Consider the following 14,052-nt stretch of genomic DNA (forward strand, 5'->3'; position numbering starts at 1 on the left):
CCGGCGTCGTGGGGGGCGGCACGGCATCGTCACTGTTGGTCACGACAACGAGAGTGCCATACCTGCGACGGTCAGCTGTCGTCGCGCAGTTCGTAGTAGGGGTTGTAGACGATCTTGCGTCCGTCGCGTTCGCCGACGCGTCCACGAACGAGGACGGTCTTGCCCGGCTCGATACCGGCGATCTTCCGTCGACCGATCCACACGAGCGTCACCGTGTCGGTGCCGTCGAAGAACTCGGCCTCGATGTTTGCGTTGGCGGCCTTGGAACACGCCTCCACGCTGCGTAGCCGACCCAACATCGTGACTTCCTCGCCCCGCGAGCAATCGCATGCGCGTCGAGCACCGGATGCTTCGGAAGATTCGGCCATCTCCTCAGCGTCGAGCTGATCGATGTCCTCGGTCAACTTTCGCGTCAACCGGCGAAAGTATCCTGCGGCAGCGGGTGCCATTGTGCGCTCCAGCGGTATGAGTCGTTCCGCAGGCTCCACGAGCCAGCGGCTTGGGTCGTTCCGCAGGCTCCACTCCTGGAAGCAACTGCGGCGACGTGGGGGTTTGCCTCGTCAGGGCGGGTACTTCGCCACTGTAGACCCGAAGTGTCGCACTGACCAACCACCGCCACGCTCGGAACCGAAGCCGTGCACAATCGTGTCGTGCACAGCCGATTCGACACTCTCGCCGCGATCGTTCTACCTGGTACGGGATCGGACGCCCGGTTTGCCGAAGACGCATTCTCGACAGCGTTCGCCGGTGTGGGATTGACCACCATCGCAGTCGAACCCGATCCGACCGGCGTGGTCGAGAGCTATCTCGACGCGCTGAACGCCGCAACGCGTCGGCACGGCCGAATCGTCGTCGCAGGAATCTCCCTCGGCGCCGCGGTCGCCGCACGATGGGCCGCTGACAACGCGTCGAGCATCACAGCGCTCGCGCTCGTTCTACCGGCATGGACCGGCGACCCGGCAGGCACTCCGGCGGCCCTCAGCGCGCAGTTCACCGCTCGATCGCTGCGCGAGGCGGGGCTCGACGCCGTCTCTGCTGCCATGTCGTCGTCGAGCCCGGAATGGCTGGCTCGCACCTTGCGGCGATCCTGGGCCGCTCAGTGGCCGGCTCTTCCCGACGCCTTGGACGAGGCAGCGCGACACCGCAGCCTCGAACTCGACGAGCTCGCGCGGGTCGAGCTGCCGACCGTCGTCGTCGGCGCGGTGGACGACGCGGTCCATCCGATCGAGGTGTCGCGAAGCTGGGCGCGAGCGCTACCGAACTGCGTGCTCAGAACTGTGACGCTGGACATGATCGGCAGCGACGCAGGATGTCTCGGCCGTGCGGCTGTCGACGGCCTCGGCCTTCGGTCGCCTCAACCGCCCAGTTGCTGAATTGCCGATCCCGAAGCGCCACGTCGCGGCGCTCGCTCGCGCTCGGACGCAGTCGACTGCGGTACCGAATTCTGCTCCGGTGTCGAATTTTGTTGCGGGGCCGACTCCTGTTGCGGAGCAACAGGATCAGCCTCCGGAGCCTGGGGTTGTGGCGATTGCTGCGCCGCCGCCTGCTGTTGCGCGGCGGCAGCGAGTTGCTCGGCCAGCACCTGCGGCAGCACCACCGGCAGCGGTGTTCTGACCGGATGCGGATCGGTCCCCCGGTCGACCACGGTCTGCCGAAGAATCGTATGTGCGAGTTGGACGAGCGGCTGCCCCTCGCCCACGGCACCCGACGGCCCGGCCAGCACGCAGCGGACCATCCACCGATAGCCGTCGACTCCGATGAAACGAAGATCGGCGTTGGCGGTGACGCCGTGCAGCTCACGTCCCCACGGGCCCGTCTCGACCGTGGTCTCGGCCTTGTCGTTGCGAAGCGATGTCGCCAGGTCTGCCGCCACCTCGCGCCACTGACCGGGCGACTTGGGTGCTGCGTACGCAGCGATGGTGATGCGCCCGAACTGGGTGATGATGTGCACTGCCTGTGGGCTGCCCGCCTGGGACATCTCGACCTGTAGCTGGCCACCTTCCGGGAGCGGAATCAACACCGAGCCGAGGTCGAGACGCGTCTTTGCCACGGTCTCGCGATCAACGTCGAGGTCCTGCAGATCGTGGGGTCCGTCGGCACCGGTGTCCGCGGGCTCCTCGTCCTCGACTCCATCGACGAATGCCTCCGCATCGGGTGCAGAGGCACTGCCGGCGTCGTTCTTCTTACGCCGTCCGAACATGTTCAGCTCTCTTCTTCTCGGTTGCTTCCACGGTGCCTGCCACCGACCGACGCCGTGGCGGAACTCACTGCTTCAGACTCGCATGACCGCCGGTCGACCCGTGACCACCGGCCCCTCGAACGGTGTCGTCCAGCTCGTCGACCTCGACGAACGTCACCAGCTCGACCCGCTGTACGACCAGCTGTGCGATACGGTCGCCCCGGTCGAGCACGATCGGGGAATGCAGGTCGTGATTGATCAAACACACCTTGATCTCGCCTCGATAGCCGGCATCGATCGTCCCCGGAGTGTTGACGACCGACAGCCCCGATTTCGCCGCCAGGCCCGAGCGCGGATGAATCAGCCCGACGGTTCCCAGTGGAAGAGCGACCGCGACACCGGTTCCCACCAGCACACGTTCGCCCGGCGCGATCGTGACCGGTGCCGTGATCCGTAGATCCACTCCCGCGTCACCCTCGTGCGCACGGGTGGGGATCGGTAGCTCGGGGTCGAGTCGGCGGACCCGCACCTCGGTCAGCGGAGATACAGGCCACACAGGGTTCGGGGTTCGGTCGGCGGACGGATCCTTGCCGGTCTCGGGGACTTCGTCGCTCACGTCGAACGAGACTACGCTGGCCCGCTCGTGTCTCGGTGTGGCGACTACCCTGGTACTCGTGACTGCAGATCGACAGACCGAACCCGCGAACTCGGAGTCCGGCAACTCCACGCCCAGCACCGGGTCCACCGACTCGGTGCTCTACTCCGAGCGACTCTGGGTGCCGATCTGGTGGTGGGCAGCGGGTGCCGCTGTAGCGGTGTTGCTGGCGGCGGAAATCCACATGGGCGCTCCGGGTATCCGGGCTTGGCTGCCGTACGTCGTGTTGCTGCCGCTCGTCGCCTGGGCACTGTTCGCGTTCAGCAGGTTGCGCGTCGAGGTGGTGGCCGAGACCGGTTCGAGCGACGTCGAATTGCGCGTAGGGAAAGCCCACCTACCGCTCGCTGTTGCAGACAAGGCGGCGATCGTCCCCGGAACAGCAAAAAGTGCGGCGCTGGGCAGACAGCTCGATCCGCTGGCTTTCGTACAGCACCGCACCTGGGTGAAGCAGATGGTGATCGTGGTTCTCGACGATCCGGACGATCCGACACCGTATTGGCTGATCAGCACCAAACGTCCCGACGCGCTGCTTGCAGTACTGTCCGCTCAGGGCGTCGAAGCACGCTGATCTCCCACCCGACCGACGGTAGGAGAACCGACGCACAGACCCGAGCCGATGGTCAGGTCTGTGCGGAGAAGATCACGCCGCGCAGTCGCGGCACATCAGAACGCCGTTGGCGTCGCTGGCCAGACGGCTCCGGTGATGAACCAGGAAGCAGCTCGAACAGGTGAACTCGTCTGCCTGCTTCGGAACCACTCGAACCGAGAGCTCCTCACCGGACAGGTCTGCACCCGGGAGCTCGAACGACTCCGCGGTGTCGGATTCGTCCACGTCGACCACTGCGGACTGGGCCTCGTTGCGCCGAGCTTTCAATTCTTCGAGCGAGTCCTCCGATACATCATCGGATTCTGTTCTTCTCGGTGCGTCGTAGTCGGTTGCCATGTTTTCGTACCCCTCATCTTCGTGCGTGTGTGTGGTGGGAGCTGCCGTTGTGGTCGGCTTGTGGCCGTCGGCTGTGAAGAGGGCGCTTGCTCACTCCCACCGATTGTTCGTACCTGATCGAATCGTTCGTCGTCGCGCGGTGCCCGAAACTACACCGGGTAGTTCCCAAAACTCGCCGGTTGAAACCCGATCGAGACCTCGCTCACCTGATCGATGGTGCACCGGCGTCCGATTCTGCGAAGCACCGCGGCCGCCAGACAATAGCCGAAGCCGGTCTCAAAGATGAAACCGAACCGCCGGTGAGTCCATTACCTGCATGCACGCCGCAACAACACCGGGGCGGCCGGCTTCATTCCGCGGTCCACCGAAGACTTCACCGTGCGGGTTTTCGGCCCTGAAACGGGAGATGCGCTCCCCATCCGAGAAGGGTCGGGCCGAGTGTGCCGCCGCCAGGCATCGCGGGCATCTACAGTAGGCACCGCGTCGGTGTGAACCGACCCTGTGACCGGTCTCGGCGCCAGCCGAAGGAAAGGCGAAGATCAACTGTGGTTTCTCTGATCACCGAAGGCCGTTCGGCCGACGATCGAGGGCGTCCGTTCCGTCGCCGCCGGGCATTTCCCATCCTCGCCGTGTTCACGGTGCTGGCGCTGCTCGGCGTGCTCGTCTGGGTAAAGGTGTTCACCACATCCGAGGCCACCTCTGCAACCGCCGAATGCAATACGCCGACCACCACGGCTGCCACGGACGGCACGCAGCCCGTACCGCTGGGCGACGAGGTCGACCCCGACACGCTGCTCGATGTCGAGCCTGCGGCTTTGTCCGCATCGAAGGTGCGTGTCTTCAACGCCAACGGTGAGCGCGGCCAGGCGGCTCTGGTGGCGGCCCAGCTCATCGATTACGGTTTCGCAAGCGCACCGGACGTCCAGGTCGGCAACGATCCGGTCTACGTCGATCAGAACATGCAGTGCCAGGGCCAGATTCGCTTCGGTGCGGCCGGGGTCGCTGCGGCGAGTGCGGTGTGGCTCGTCGCGCCCTGCGCCGAGCTCATCGAAGATTCCCGCACCGACGACTCCGTCGATCTCGCTCTCGGTACCTACTTCAGCGCGATCCAGCCGAACGGCGACGCAGAAGAAGTGCTGCGCACGCTCGCCGGTACAGCACCGGACGCCGCGCCGCAGCCACTCGATCCGGACCTGCTCGCTGCAGCGCGCGTGTCGCGCTGCTGACGGCAAGTCGACCCGTCAACCCGGAATCGGATCGAGAGCGCCTGCACTGCGCAACGCGGCCAGGAACGCGTTCGAGATTCCGGGTGCGATAGCCACGGTCGCAAAGCCCTGCGCACTCGTCGAGTTCGGGGCCGGCAGCCGCACGACCGCTCCGGCCTCGGCCGCGATGAGCGCACCCGCGGCCCAGTCCCACGGACTGAGCCCGTGCTCGAAGTGCGCGTCGACTGCGCCGGACGCGACCATGCACAGGTCAAGCGCTGCCGATCCGATCCGGCGGATGTCTCGTACCTGAGGCAGCAATTCGGAGATGATCGCGCCCTGTACCGCGCGGCGACTCGCCCCATAGCCGAATCCGGTGGCCAACAACGTCATCGACAATTCGGTGACGCCCGAGCACCGCAGGTTCTCCTCGGTGCCGTCGGCCCCCCGTACGGTGGCACCGCGGCCCTTGGCAGCGGAGTAGACGAGATCGCGAGCAACGTCGACCACGGCCCCCGCCACACTGACACCGTCGATCTGAACGGCAACCGACACCGCGTAGGCCGGGATTCCGTACATGAAATTCACGGTCCCGTCGATCGGGTCCAGCACCCACCGCACACCGTCGAGCGACTCGTCCTCGCTCCCTTCTTCCTCCCCGAGAATGGAATCCGACGGCCGCAGCTGCGCCAACATCTCGCGCAGAACGCGTTCGGTTTCGGTGTCCACGACGGTCACCGGATCGGTCGGCGTGCTCTTCGACTGCACTGCGTCGTCATCGACACTCGAACTGCCACCGAACACCTGCGGTCGCCGCAGTCGCACGTGCTCGGCAGCACGCATCGCGACACGAACGGCAATCTCGTGCAGCACGTCCACGTCTCGCGTGTTCGGTTCGGTGTCCGACCCTCCCGCCGCCTCCGGCGTTCCGGGCAATTGTGTACTGGCGGTGTCGTTCTGCGATCCGTCTGATTTCGGCACACGTACATCGCAACACACACCGACGGCCGAGCACCAGCGCAGCGACTCGGCAAGCACATCGGGGCCGCGTCGGCGTTCCACGAAGACCGAAACGGCACTATTGTTCGGAAGCGACGGCAGCACACGGATTCGATCGGGCCAGGAGCGGCACCACATGACACAGGCAGGTTCGGACAACACCCCCGGCGGGGCAGCGCGCCACGGATTCGGCGTCGACGTCGGCGGCAGCGGCATCAAAGGCGGAATCGTCGACCTGAGCACCGGAGACCTCGTAGGCGACCGCTACAAGATCGAGACTCCCCAGCCGTCCACTCCGGATGCCGTCGCGCGTACCGTCGCGGAGATCGTCGGGCACTTCGAGTGGACCGGTCCGGTGGGCGTCACACTTCCCGCCGTCGTGACCAACGGCGTGGCTCGTTCGGCGGCCAACATCGACAAGTCCTGGATCGACACCGACGCCCGAGCACTGTTCGCCAAGGCCATCGGAACCGAGAACATCACCGTCCTCAACGACGCCGATGCGGCCGGAATCGCCGAGGACAAGTACGGCGGCGGCAAGGGCAAGGACGGCGTCGTCGTGCTACTGACGTTCGGCACCGGTATCGGCTCGGCAGTGCTGCACAACGGGGTGCTGCTGCCCAACACCGAATTCGGCCACATGGAGATCGACGGCAAGGAAGCCGAGCACCGTGCCGCGTCGTCGGTCAAGGAGAATCAGGGTTTGTCGTACAAGGAATGGGCCAAGGAGGTTTCGAAGGTTTTGCAGACGTTCGAGGCGCTGCTGTGGCCGGATTTGTTCATCGCCGGTGGCGGGATCAGTCGGAAGAGCGAGAAGTGGATTCCGCACCTGACGAACCGCACGCCTGTGGTGCCGGCAACCCTGCTGAACACTGCCGGGATCGTCGGTGCCGCACTCGCTGCGGACAGCGCAGTTCCGTCCGCAGAAACCGGCACATCCGCTGGATCGGCGGACTGACACGCGGCGTCGCCACCCGCGTAGGACGAGGGTCGGTAACAAACTCCTGAGAGGTCGTTACAATGGTGTGTGCCGGTACGCAGCCGGCCTGAATCCCAAGACCTCTCCGCCGGAAACAACTCTGGCGTGACGCCGCACGACTTCGTCACGAAAGGGCGTACGTGGCAGCCACCGATATCCGTCAGACCGTAGATTCCGAGACCGAGTCTGCGGCACCTGCACCTGCTGTCAAGGCACCCGCTGCGAAGGCACCGGCAAAGAAGGCTCCGGCAAAACGCGCCGCGGCCAAGAAGGCACCGGCGAAGAAGACAGCAGCGAAGAAAACAGCAACTCCGGGGACCGGGGACGACGCCGATGAGAGCGCACCCGGAATCGAAGACATCGACATTTCGGAAGGCGATCTGGCCGCTGCCGCCAACGATGTCGTCGAGGTCGTCGCTGCCGGTGACGACACCGAAGAGGACGCCACCAGCGAGCCGACCGCCGAGGACAAGGCGTCGGGCGACTTCGTGTGGGACGAGGAGGAATCCGAGGCGCTGCGTCAGGCACGTAAAGATGCCGAGCTCACCGCCTCTGCAGACTCGGTCCGCGCGTACCTCAAGCAGATCGGCAAGGTCGCCCTCCTCAACGCGGAGGAAGAAGTCGAACTGGCCAAGCGCATCGAGGCAGGCCTGTTCGCAGTCGAGAAGATGCGCGAGTCCGCGGAGAAGGGCGAGAAGCTCCCCGTCGCGCAGCGTCGAGACATGACGTGGATCTGCCGTGACGGCAATCGCGCCAAGAACCATCTTCTCGAAGCCAACCTTCGACTCGTCGTTTCGCTGGCCAAGCGCTACACCGGTCGCGGCATGGCCTTCCTCGACCTGATTCAGGAGGGCAACCTCGGTCTCATTCGCGCGGTCGAGAAGTTCGACTACACCAAGGGCTACAAGTTCTCCACGTACGCCACCTGGTGGATCCGACAGGCCATCACTCGGGCCATGGCCGATCAGGCCCGCACTATTCGTATCCCGGTTCACATGGTCGAGGTCATCAACAAGCTCGGCCGCATCCAACGCGAATTGCTTCAGGACCTGGGTCGCGAGCCCACTCCCGAAGAGCTCGCCAAGGAAATGGACATCACGCCCGAAAAGGTACTGGAGATTCAGCAGTACGCGCGTGAGCCGATCTCCCTCGACCAGACGATCGGTGACGAGGGCGACAGCCAGCTCGGTGATTTCATCGAGGACTCCGAGGCAGTCGTCGCCGTCGACGCAGTGTCGTTCACGCTTCTGCAGGACCAGCTCCAGTCGGTGCTCGAGACCCTGTCCGAGCGTGAAGCCGGCGTAGTTCGGCTACGCTTCGGCCTCACCGACGGCCAGCCGCGCACTCTCGACGAGATCGGACAGGTGTACGGGGTCACCCGTGAGCGAATCCGCCAGATCGAATCCAAGACGATGTCCAAGCTGCGTCACCCGTCCCGTTCGCAGGTCCTGCGCGACTACCTGGACTGAGTGACCCGATTCACCGAACGACGACCGTCGATCCTCGCGATCGGCGGTCGTCGTTTTATGGGCCCGGTGTCATCACATCGGGGGTGTCATCACATCGGGGGTGCCGAGAACGATCCGTCCGGCCCGGGCCGATAGTCGAGCACTGCCGTGACGGCCGCGATCGGTAGTGGCCCGTACAAATGTGGAAAGCGCATCGACTCCGGATCGGACGGCACGCCGGGTTCCCATCGCACGGGTGCATTCAGTCGAGCCGGATCCAGACGGAGCAGAACCAGATCCTGCCGCCCCGGGAACAATCGATTTGCAGGTAGATGCACTTGCTGCGGGGTCGACAGGTGAACGAAACCCACCTCGCCGTACGAGTCCGGCATGTACTCGGCCTGCCCGCGCATCGACAACCACTCCCCTGCGGTGCAGATGTGAACGAGGTCGTCCTGCTTACTGGTCACGACTTCATTCTGCCGGGTGGAGGCTCGGTCAGGGCGGCGGAACGTCGACAACGCCGCGATCTCTGCCGGATGGGAGCCCACCGACGACCACGGCCGCGATGACAGCTGCGATTCCGACAGCCTCCAGGGTCGTGGGAATCTGAGTCAGGACCACCGCGCCGACCACCGTGGCCGTCGCCGGGAGAAGCGCCAGCAGCAGAGCGAATCGCGCCCTCCCGACTCGCACCAGCACGTACTGGTCGAGAACGTACGGAACCACACTCGACAGCAGACCGACGCCCAATCCCATAACCCAGATCCGCCAGTCCCCCAAAGCGTCGGCATGCGCCAGCGCAAACGGCCCGAACAGCGGCACGGCCAGAATCACCGACGCGATTCCGAACCCGGCCGCCATGTCGTCGAGACCCTGACCTGCATCGGCAACGGACTTGCCCAGGACGATGTAGGCGGCCCACAAGGCCGCCGAGCCCAACGCGAATGCGATTCCTACCAGGCCCACTTCGCCACCCTCGAACTGCGCGGAAGCGATGGCACCGACACCGGCGACGACCAGGAGCAGCGCACACACGTCGGCCGGCTTCCTCGACCCGGCTGCTGCGACCGCGATCGGCCCGAGAAATTCGATGGCTACTGCCGCGCCCAGCGGAAGCCGGGCAATGGCCTCGTAGAACATCGCGTTCATGCCGATCGTCGCGCCGCCGAACGCGGCTGCCGTCCACAGTCGCCGCAGGGACCACGTACCGCCCGCACCGGCACGGTGCCGCCAAGGCCGCCGCCAGATCACCAACACCAGCGCCGCACCGAACCCGCGCAGCCACGCCACCGCTGCCGGATCGACGGTGTCGAACAAGAACACACCGATCGCCGCACCGACGTACATGCACACCGCGCCGATCACGAACAGCGACGGAATACCCAGCTTCGATGCGCCGGACAGCGAACGAGAAGTCGAAGCCACAACAGCGACCCTACTGCCGCGGCTCGCTGCGAACCGTGTCTGCTCTCAGCGAACAGATTTCACGACGTTCCAGCTCGTGAGGCATGTTTCGTGTTAGTGACAACACAAAGAAACGCGCTCGGGAACAACGCATGACCGCCATACGTCTGACAGAGTGAACGAACCGCGCCATACCGACGCGGCGGACCGGCCCCAGGCGAACGGGACAACCCGCAAGCCAGTACGGAGGAGTCATGCCCGGAACATTGACCAGCCCACAATTGACAGCAGCGGACCGGTGCGACCGGTGCGGTGCAGGGGCTCGCGCGCGTGTCGTGCTCTCGACCGGTGGAGAACTTCTCTTCTGCGGTCACCACGCCGCCGAGCACGAAGCCCGTCTGCGTGAAGTGAACGCAACGGTGATGACCGAATCGGACTCCACGGTGTAATCCACCGAGACGTCGGGGGAAACAGGTTCGCCACGATCGAATCTCACGAAAAAACGGACGGTCCTCGGACCGTCCGTTTTTTGGTGCGCGCCCTCTACATCTTTCGCAGCTGAGCGATCCGCTCGCCCAATTGATCGGCCGACGCCATTGCCGTCGGCGGGCCGCCGCAGATGCGTCGCAGATCGCCGTGAATCACGCCGTGCGGCTTTCCGGTGCGATGGTGGTACACCGCAACCAAACTGTTCAGTTCACGCCTCAGGCCGGCCAGCTGGCCCGCACTGGCGGCCCTGTCGTTGACGACGGGAGGGGCCGGAACGGCCGGTCCGGCCGCGGGCTTGTCGATCTGTTCCTGCTGACGCTGACGCAGCAGGTCGCGCATCTGGGTGGCGTCGAGCAGGCCGGGCAGCCCGAGGTAATCCGCTTCCTCGTCGCTGCCCGAGAACGTCGCGGTTCCGAACGAGGATCCGTCGTAGATGACCTGGTCGAGTTCGGCGTCTGCGCCCAGGGAGGTGTACGCCTTCTCCTCCTCGCCGAGTTCGTCCTTCTGCTTGTTCGCATCGGCCAGGAGCTCGTCGTCGAATCCGTCCTTCTCGCGGTGCGGCTTGCCGAGAATGTGGTCACGCTGCGCCTCGAGCTGAGACGCCAGATCCAACAGCACCGGTACCGACGGCAGGAAGACACTCGCGGTCTCCCCCTTGCGCCGCGAACGCACGAATCGACCGATCGCCTGCGCGAAATACAGCGGAGTCGATGCACTGGTCGCGTACACGCCGACGGCCAGACGCGGAACGTCGACGCCCTCGGACACCATGCGAACGGCCACCATCCACCGCTGGTCGCTCTTGCCGAACTCGGCGATCCGAGCCGAGGACGTGGGATCGTCCGAGAGGACGATGGCCGGCGTCTCCCCCGTGATCACCTCGATGAGCTTCGCGTATGCCCGCGCCACCGTCTGATCCGTGGCAATCACGAGCCCGCCCGCGTCGGGCATTCCGCCCGCGCGCAGCTGAGCCAACCGTGTGTTGGCAGCCAACAACACTGCAGGCATCCAGTCGCCCTGCGGGTCGAGTGCTGTTCGCCATGCCCGCGCGGTCTGTTCGGCACTGAGCGGCTCGCCCAGTCGGGCGGTGTATTCCTCACCCGCGCTGTCTCGCCAACGCGCCTCACCGGAATACGCAAGAAACACCACCGGTCGAACGACGCCGTCGGCCAACGCGTCGGAATACCCGTACGAGTGGTCCGCCTTGGACCGCATCAACCCGTCCTGGTCCGGTTCGTAGTTGACGAACGGAATGGGACTGTCGTCGCTACGGAACGGCGTACCGGTCAGTGCGAGACGTCGGGTGGCGTCGCCGAAAGCCTCGCGAATGCCTTCTCCCCAGCTCTTCGCATCGCCACCGTGGTGAATTTCGTCGAGGATCACGAGGGTCTTGCGCGCTTCGGTTCGCACCCGATGCTTGAACGGGTGCGAGGCGATCTGTGCATACGTCACGACCACGCCGTGATAGTCGCTCGACGTCTGACCGGTCGAGTTCGAGAAGCGTGAATCCAGGGCGATCCCCACCCTCGCCGCGGACTCCGCCCACTGATGCTTGAGGTGCTCCGTAGGTGCCACGACAGTCACCTGATCGACCGTGCGATGGGCCAGCAACTCCGCAGCCACGCGCAGAGCGAACGTTGTCTTACCCGCGCCCGGTGTCGCGACGGCCAGGAAGTCCTTCGGTGAGGCCACCAGGTACTTCGTCAGCGCACGCCGCTGCCACGCGCGCAGCGGCGCTCCCCCGCTCACGGGGGCAGCTGCCTGCTCGGATTGTGGTGTGGGATCGAACATGTCAGCGCTCACTGGCCGCCGGTTCCTGGCATCGATGTACTTCCTCGCGCTCTCGGTAGCCCTGCAGTGTCCGCCGTGGAGCCTATCGCTCCACACCGACCGATCCCGCATCGCTGGGGTGAACCGGACGCGACACGGCGGGTCGGTCGTTAGGCGAACACGCCTTTCGTCAGGAATGCTGGAGTGACCATGAGTGAGTCAACAGGCACAACGCCGACACCGGAGCGGTTGTCGGCGAGAAAGCCGATACGTGCGGTGTGGAAAGTGACTCTGCGCACCCTGAGCAAAGCGTGGGACGACTCGATCTTCAGCAAGGCCGCCACGGCAGCGTTCTGGCAGACCCTCTCGCTGCCACCGCTCCTCCTCGGTGTGCTGGGCAGCCTGGGATTCGTGGGCGGATGGTTCGGCCCCAATACCGTCGACATCATCGAATCCAAGATCATCACCTTCAGCAACACGCTGTTCAGCAGCAGTGTTGTCGATCAGATCATCGCTCCGACCGTCCGAGACGTCCTCGCGCAGGGAAGTGGCGAGATCGTCTCGGTGGGCTTCCTACTCTCACTGTGGGCCGGCTCGTCGGCGATCTCGACGTTCGTGGACTCCATCGTCGAAGCGCACGGACAGGCAGACGCGCGAAATCCCGTCTGGCAAAGGTTCTTCGCCCTGCTTCTCTACGTCGGCTTTCTCGTCATCGCGGTGTTCGTGCTCCCACTCGTCGCGCTCGGACCGGTGTACGTCCAGCAGATATTGCCCGATTCGTGGATCACGTTCGGCAGCGAACTGATCGACTTCTTCTACTACCCGGCCGTCGGTCTCCTGCTCATCATCGGTCTGACCACCCTGTACAAGCTTGCTCTGCACACCTCGTTGCCGTGGCACCGACTGCTCGGTGGGGCTCTGCTCGCAGGCGTGTTCTTCATGATCGCCAGTGCGGTGCTCCGCCGATACCTGACATGGGTGACGAGCACCGGGTACACCTACGGCGCGCTGGCCACGCCGATCGCATTCTTGCTGTTCACGTTCTTCCTCGGCTTCGCCGTCGTTCTCGGAGCCGAGTTCAACGCGACGATTCAGGAGTTCTGGCCGGCCCGGGCTACTCGAATGGACCAGATGCGCGAGTGGATCGCGGCGCAGGCAGCCACCGACGAGAAGCCGTCGGGACCGATGACCGCCGTTGCTCGACGGCTCGCCACGGGGCCGATCAAACTGGTGGGAGAACGCGCCCGGCCCGATCGCCCTCCCACCGCCGAGTAGGTCCTCACTCGCCTTTCTTCAAGCCCTCGTAGATCTTCTTGCAGTCGGGGCACACGGGAGAACCGGGCTTCGCGGACTTGGTGACAGGAAACACCTCACCGCACAGTGCGACCACGTGTGTACCCATCACGGCGCTCTCGGCGATCTTGTTCTTCTTCACGTAGTGGAAGAACTTCGGCCGGTCGTCCTCGGTGGTCTCGTCCGGCGCAATGTCGGGACGGTCCTTCGTCTGAGTGCTCATGGACACAGATTAATCCGTGGATCCACAGCGAGGGGTAACCGGTTCCACAGCTCGTCGTATGCATTCTGTGAGCGGTAGTGCCACAGTGGAGGGATGACGAGAACCCCAGGGTTCGACGGCAGCGCGTACAGCGACTCGCCGGATGGGCCTGTACTGATCACCGAGGCACAGCAGTCGGTCGAAGAGCAGCACAAGAAGCGTGTACGCAAGTACATGTTCATCATGTCCTTCAGAATCCCGGCGTTGGTGTTGGCTGCCCTCGCCTACGGAATGTGGATGAATCCGTGGATCTCCATGGCGATCGTCGGCGTGTCCATTCCGCTGCCGTGGATGGCGGTGTTGATCGCCAACGATCGACCGCCGCGCACGAAGGACGAAATGAGCCGGTACGACTACCGAACCGTGGACAAGCCGCAGTTGGAATCGAGCAACCACCGAGTGATCGAACCGGGCGACGACTGA

The 14,052-nt window shown here is 64.8% G+C and carries 17 protein-coding genes; 8 read left to right on the forward strand and 9 right to left on the reverse strand.

What is annotated here, in order from left to right:
* Positions 1-71: 71 nt before the first annotated feature.
* The gene (locus O4220_RS07695) at positions 72-449 is read right to left on the reverse strand and encodes an OB-fold nucleic acid binding domain-containing protein (RefSeq protein WP_032378440.1); all 378 of its coding nucleotides are present in this window, start codon (positions 447-449) and stop codon (positions 72-74) included.
* 201 nt (positions 450-650) lie between these two features.
* Between O4220_RS07695 and O4220_RS07700 the strand changes: the two genes are divergently transcribed.
* Positions 651-1,373 carry an alpha/beta fold hydrolase gene (locus O4220_RS07700; protein WP_269603081.1) on the forward strand — a complete coding sequence of 241 codons (723 nt, stop codon included), beginning with the start codon at positions 651-653 and terminating at the stop codon, positions 1,371-1,373.
* Here O4220_RS07700 and O4220_RS07705 read toward each other — a convergent pair.
* Together O4220_RS07705 and dut are read right to left on the reverse strand one after the other, a co-directional pair.
* Positions 1,355-2,200, reverse strand: a complete 846-nt coding sequence (locus tag O4220_RS07705) for a DUF3710 domain-containing protein (RefSeq protein WP_269603082.1) — start codon at positions 2,198-2,200, stop codon at positions 1,355-1,357. The genes O4220_RS07700 and O4220_RS07705 overlap by 19 nt on opposite strands.
* Before the next feature lie 64 nt (positions 2,201-2,264).
* Positions 2,265-2,717, reverse strand: coding sequence for a dUTP diphosphatase (gene dut, locus O4220_RS07710; protein ID WP_269603563.1), 453 nt, complete (start codon positions 2,715-2,717; stop codon positions 2,265-2,267).
* Between the two features lie 214 nt (positions 2,718-2,931).
* Between dut and O4220_RS07715 the strand changes: the two genes are divergently transcribed.
* On the forward strand, positions 2,932-3,402 hold the full coding sequence (locus O4220_RS07715; RefSeq protein WP_269603565.1) for a DUF3093 domain-containing protein: 471 nt from the start codon (positions 2,932-2,934) through the stop codon (positions 3,400-3,402).
* Between the two features lie 72 nt (positions 3,403-3,474).
* On the opposite strand, the gene O4220_RS07720 is transcribed toward O4220_RS07715, so the two are convergent.
* A complete protein-coding gene (locus O4220_RS07720; protein WP_027496891.1) occupies positions 3,475-3,777 on the reverse strand; it encodes a DUF4193 domain-containing protein in 303 nt (100 codons plus the stop codon).
* 545 nt (positions 3,778-4,322) lie between these two features.
* On the opposite strand from O4220_RS07720, the gene cei reads away from it, so the two are divergent.
* Entirely contained in the window at positions 4,323-5,003 is a 681-nt protein-coding gene (cei, locus tag O4220_RS07725) for an envelope integrity protein Cei (protein WP_269603083.1), read from the forward strand.
* 15 nt (positions 5,004-5,018) lie between these two features.
* Here the strand turns inward: cei and O4220_RS07730 are convergent, their stop codons facing one another.
* A complete protein-coding gene (locus O4220_RS07730) occupies positions 5,019-5,861 on the reverse strand; it encodes an inositol monophosphatase family protein (protein ID WP_269603568.1) in 843 nt (280 codons plus the stop codon).
* Positions 5,862-6,117: 256 nt separating this feature from the next.
* On the opposite strand from O4220_RS07730, the gene ppgK reads away from it, so the two are divergent.
* Positions 6,118-6,939: a polyphosphate--glucose phosphotransferase gene (gene ppgK / locus O4220_RS07735; protein WP_269603084.1), complete on the forward strand. Its 822-nt coding sequence runs from the start codon at positions 6,118-6,120 to the stop codon at positions 6,937-6,939.
* A 161-nt stretch (positions 6,940-7,100) separates the two neighbouring features.
* The gene (locus O4220_RS07740) at positions 7,101-8,429 is read left to right on the forward strand and encodes an RNA polymerase sigma factor (RefSeq protein WP_269603085.1); all 1,329 of its coding nucleotides are present in this window, start codon (positions 7,101-7,103) and stop codon (positions 8,427-8,429) included.
* An 89-nt stretch (positions 8,430-8,518) separates the two neighbouring features.
* Here the strand turns inward: O4220_RS07740 and O4220_RS07745 are convergent, their stop codons facing one another.
* Positions 8,519-8,878 carry a DUF952 domain-containing protein gene (locus tag O4220_RS07745; RefSeq protein WP_269603086.1) on the reverse strand — a complete coding sequence of 120 codons (360 nt, stop codon included), beginning with the start codon at positions 8,876-8,878 and terminating at the stop codon, positions 8,519-8,521.
* A gap of 28 nt (positions 8,879-8,906) precedes the next feature.
* Positions 8,907-9,836 carry an EamA family transporter gene (locus tag O4220_RS07750; protein WP_269603087.1) on the reverse strand — a complete coding sequence of 310 codons (930 nt, stop codon included), beginning with the start codon at positions 9,834-9,836 and terminating at the stop codon, positions 8,907-8,909.
* Between the two features lie 233 nt (positions 9,837-10,069).
* Between O4220_RS07750 and O4220_RS07755 the strand changes: the two genes are divergently transcribed.
* Positions 10,070-10,264, forward strand: a complete 195-nt coding sequence (locus O4220_RS07755) for a DUF7455 domain-containing protein (RefSeq protein ID WP_032377734.1) — start codon at positions 10,070-10,072, stop codon at positions 10,262-10,264.
* 94 nt (positions 10,265-10,358) lie between these two features.
* Here O4220_RS07755 and O4220_RS07760 read toward each other — a convergent pair whose 3' ends face one another.
* Positions 10,359-12,095: a DEAD/DEAH box helicase gene (locus O4220_RS07760; RefSeq protein WP_269603569.1), complete on the reverse strand. Its 1,737-nt coding sequence runs from the start codon at positions 12,093-12,095 to the stop codon at positions 10,359-10,361.
* A gap of 189 nt (positions 12,096-12,284) precedes the next feature.
* Here O4220_RS07760 and O4220_RS07765 point away from each other — a divergent pair, with 189 nt between their 5' ends.
* Positions 12,285-13,349, forward strand: a complete 1,065-nt coding sequence (locus O4220_RS07765) for a YihY/virulence factor BrkB family protein (RefSeq protein ID WP_269603088.1) — start codon at positions 12,285-12,287, stop codon at positions 13,347-13,349.
* Between the two features lie 4 nt (positions 13,350-13,353).
* On the opposite strand, the gene O4220_RS07770 is transcribed toward O4220_RS07765, so the two are convergent.
* The gene (locus tag O4220_RS07770; RefSeq protein ID WP_032378432.1) at positions 13,354-13,590 is read right to left on the reverse strand and encodes a DUF3039 domain-containing protein; all 237 of its coding nucleotides are present in this window, start codon (positions 13,588-13,590) and stop codon (positions 13,354-13,356) included.
* 93 nt (positions 13,591-13,683) lie between these two features.
* Here O4220_RS07770 and O4220_RS07775 point away from each other — a divergent pair, with 93 nt between their 5' ends.
* Entirely contained in the window at positions 13,684-14,052 is a 369-nt protein-coding gene (locus tag O4220_RS07775; RefSeq protein ID WP_032377732.1) for a DUF3099 domain-containing protein, read from the forward strand.

Origin of the sequence: Rhodococcus ruber (assembly GCF_027270735.1) — a bacterium.
GTDB classification, from domain to species: Bacteria; Actinomycetota; Actinomycetes; order Mycobacteriales; family Mycobacteriaceae; genus Rhodococcoides; species Rhodococcoides rubrum_A.